Source organism: Streptomyces sp. NPDC055078 (assembly GCF_053607985.1).
Genome location: NZ_JBSGUP010000827.1, coordinates 1 through 3,190, shown reverse-complemented (window position 1 = coordinate 3,190; position 3,190 = coordinate 1). Strand labels below are relative to the sequence as shown.

Genomic DNA, 3,190 nt, shown 5'->3' with positions numbered 1-3,190 from the left:
TGGTCGGCGGGTTATCGGTCGGAGTCGGCTTCGTGGGCGGGGTGTCGGTCGGAGTCGGCTGCGTAGGAGGCGTATCGGTCGGAGTCGGCCCCGTGGGAGGCGTGTCCGTCGGGGTCGGAGTCGGGATCACCGTCGGCCCCGGATCGTCCCGGTCGTCGATACCGATACCGGCCTCGGCCGACAGAGGCCCCACATTGATGCCGACACCGACGGCCGAGGCGGCTCCCGCGGCGGTCAGCGAGGCACCGGCGGCGATCACCGCACCGGCGGCGATGCGCGCGGCGCGGATCCGCGTCTTCTTGGTCATCTGTCTGCTACCCCCAGTAGCTGTTCGTCAATTGAGCATGGGACCAGGGCTGCGGCCGTCCGGTGCGGTCTCTCCTCCGGTTCGCACGCGCCCCTGGAAACACGCATGCCGCGCGCCAGCTTTGCCAGTTTCCGAGTGCACGTCAAGCCGATTGCGCGTGCGATGTCCGGTATGAGAGCGGTTGCCTGACCTGGGGGAATGCAACTGTGACATAAGCGCGAACTGATGTTCCGGCACCGCCAGTTACCTTGTCGACAAAGCGAGCCGATTCCCAATATGCCGCTTGCATCCGCGAATTGACGGTGCTCAGCGCGTGAACGCGCCCGACTCCACGGCGGCGACGAATCCGCGCCAGCCGTCCACGGAGAAGAGAATCACGGGGCTTTGGGGGTCCTTGCTGTCCCGGACGGGGACGACGCCTGAGGCGGCGAAGGCGGGGGCGTGCTCTATGCACGCCCCGCCATCGCCGTTGCTGTAGGAGGACTTGACCCACCGCGCGCAGGACAAGTCCGGGGATATCTTCATGTGGGCAGTGCCTCCATCGTGGCTCGGATCAGTGCCGCGGTCTCGCGGGGCGGGAGTGCGTATGCGGTCATCAACTCATAAGCGTGCTGCCGTGGACCGGCGAGGTCCTGGGCCTCGAACAGCGTTCCCGAGTTGACGCCTTCTTGGTACGCCACGACCGTTCCGTTGTCCAGCGTCAGCACCCTCAGCAACCCGCCGCCGAGCAGGGCGTGTTCCCCGTGGTCAAAGGGAAGGATCTGCAAGGTGGTCGTGGGACTGTCCACGAGCGGCAGCAGCGCGGCAAGTTGTGCGCGCATGACAGCCGGTCCACCCACGGGTCGCCGGATCACCGTCTCATCGAGGATGCCGAAGAAGTGCGGAGGGTCTTCGCCCTGGAGCAGCGCCTGCCTGCTGAGCCGGGCGGTCATCAGATCCTGGATCTCCTCCGGCTTCGCCTTGGGGTTGTGGGCCCGGAACAGCGCGCGGGCATAGTCCTCCGTCTGCACGAGACCAGGCACCACATGCCCGGCGAACTCCCTGATGACCCGAGCCCGCGCCTCAAGCTCCATATGGCGCCGATACCGATCCGGATGAATCTCCTTGCGCGCCAGCCCGTACAACTTCTCGAATAGCTGATCGGTCCCGAACGCCGCGTCCAGCTTCGCCGACAGGTCCGGCGGGATCATGGCTTCGGCGATCTCAAACCGCGCCAGTGAACTCTTGCTGTACCTGATCACCTCGGCCAGCCGCTCCAGACTCATCCCCGCCGCCATACGTAAACGGCGCATCTCCGAGCCGAACAGATCCCTGGCTGATCGGTCCGGCATCAACTCACGCGAACGTACGACCATGGCGTGTCCCCCTACTCCCGTGTCACCAACGGCTCATGACCTCGCCGCACGAGCATACGCACCGAGAGTGACAATCCGCAGGCGTACGGTAGTTGCCCGCGAACCTCCTAAGGCGAAGGTCGATGCGCTGGTCGGGGGCGAGCCAATACGTGACGCGCACAGCGTTGTGCCGGGCCTCATGGCGGGCCCGGCACCTTCTTGTGTGCACGGTCAGCGGATCCGGCAGGTGCGCCGGGCGCGGGGCGACCCGGTTCGGTTCGGCTCGGGTCGGCTCGGGTCGGTCAGCGCTCGCGCTGCTTGCGCCAGCGGATGCCCGCTTCCAGGAAGCCGTCGATCTCGCCGTCGAGGACCGCCTGGGGGTTGCCCACCTCGAACTCGGTGCGCAGGTCCTTGACCATCTGGTACGGGTGCAGGACGTAGGAGCGCATCTGGTTGCCCCAGGAATTGCCGCCGTCGCCCTTGAGGGCGTCCATCTTGGCCTGCTCCTCCTGGCGGCGGCGCTCAAGGAGCTTGGCCTGGAGGACGTTCATGGCGCTGGCCTTGTTCTGGATCTGGGAGCGCTCGTTCTGGCAGGAGACGACGATGCCGGTGGGGATGTGGGTGATGCGGACGGCGGAGTCGGTGGTGTTGACACCCTGGCCGCCGGGGCCCGATGCGCGGTAGACGTCCACGCGCAGCTCGGACTCGTCGATCTCGACATGGTCGCTCTGCTCGACCACAGGCAGCACCTCGACGCCCGCGAACGACGTCTGGCGGCGGCCCTGGTTGTCGAAGGGCGAGATGCGCACCAGGCGGTGGGTGCCCTGCTCGACCGAGAGGGTGCCGTAGGCGTAGGGGGCCTTGACGACGAAGGTGGTCGACTTGATGCCGGCCTCTTCCGCGTACGAGGTCTCGTAGATCTCCGTGCTGTAGCCATGGCGCTCGGACCAGCGCAGATACATCCGCTGGAGGCGCTCGGCGAAGTCGGAGGCGTCCACGCCGCCCGCCTCGGCGCGGATGTTGACCAGCGCGGCGCGCTCGTCGTACTCGCCGGACAGGAGCGTACGGACTTCCATCTCGTCCAGCGCCTTGCGGACGTCGGTCAGCTCCGACTCGGCCTCGGCGAGCGTGTCCGCGTCGTCCTCGGTCTCGGCCAGCTCGAAGAGCACGGCCAGGTCGTCGATGCGGCCGCGGAGCGCCTCGGTCTTGCGCAGCTCGGCCTGGAGGTGGGAGAGCTTGCTGGTGATCTTCTGGGCCGCGTCCGGGTCGTCCCACAGGGACGGGGCCGCTGCCTGCTCCTCAAGCACGGCGATGTCTGCCCTCATCCTGTCGAGGTCCAGGACGGCCTCGATCGACCCCATGGTGGAGGAGAGGGACTTCAGTTCTTCGGATACATCGACGACTGCCACGGGTCCAGCGTAACGGCTGAGGGCGACAGTCGGACCCGCCAGGGTTTCCGCTGGTGATCCGCCCCGGGGAAGGCGGGGCACCCGCCGGGGGCCGCCGCCCGTCCGTACCGGGGTTCCGGGCCGTGACAGACGCCGCGTCC

The 3,190-nt window shown here is 67.5% G+C and carries 3 protein-coding genes and 1 pseudogene; all 4 read right to left on the bottom strand.

Features of this window, described 5'->3' with window-relative positions:
• A pseudogene (locus ACWF94_RS37320) lies at positions 1-307 on the bottom strand (hypothetical protein); the annotation flags it as partial.
• Positions 308-613: 306 nt separating this feature from the next.
• The gene (locus ACWF94_RS37315; RefSeq protein WP_453499181.1) at positions 614-832 is read right to left on the bottom strand and encodes a DUF397 domain-containing protein; all 219 of its coding nucleotides are present in this window, start codon (positions 830-832) and stop codon (positions 614-616) included.
• A complete protein-coding gene (locus ACWF94_RS37310; RefSeq protein WP_453499179.1) occupies positions 829-1,638 on the bottom strand; it encodes a helix-turn-helix domain-containing protein in 810 nt (269 codons plus the stop codon). Before ACWF94_RS37310 ends, ACWF94_RS37315 begins: the two co-directional genes overlap by 4 nt.
• A 305-nt stretch (positions 1,639-1,943) precedes the next feature.
• Positions 1,944-3,050, bottom strand: coding sequence for a peptide chain release factor 2 (prfB, locus tag ACWF94_RS37305; protein ID WP_453499177.1), 1,107 nt, complete (start codon positions 3,048-3,050; stop codon positions 1,944-1,946).
• Positions 3,051-3,190 lie beyond the last annotated feature (140 nt).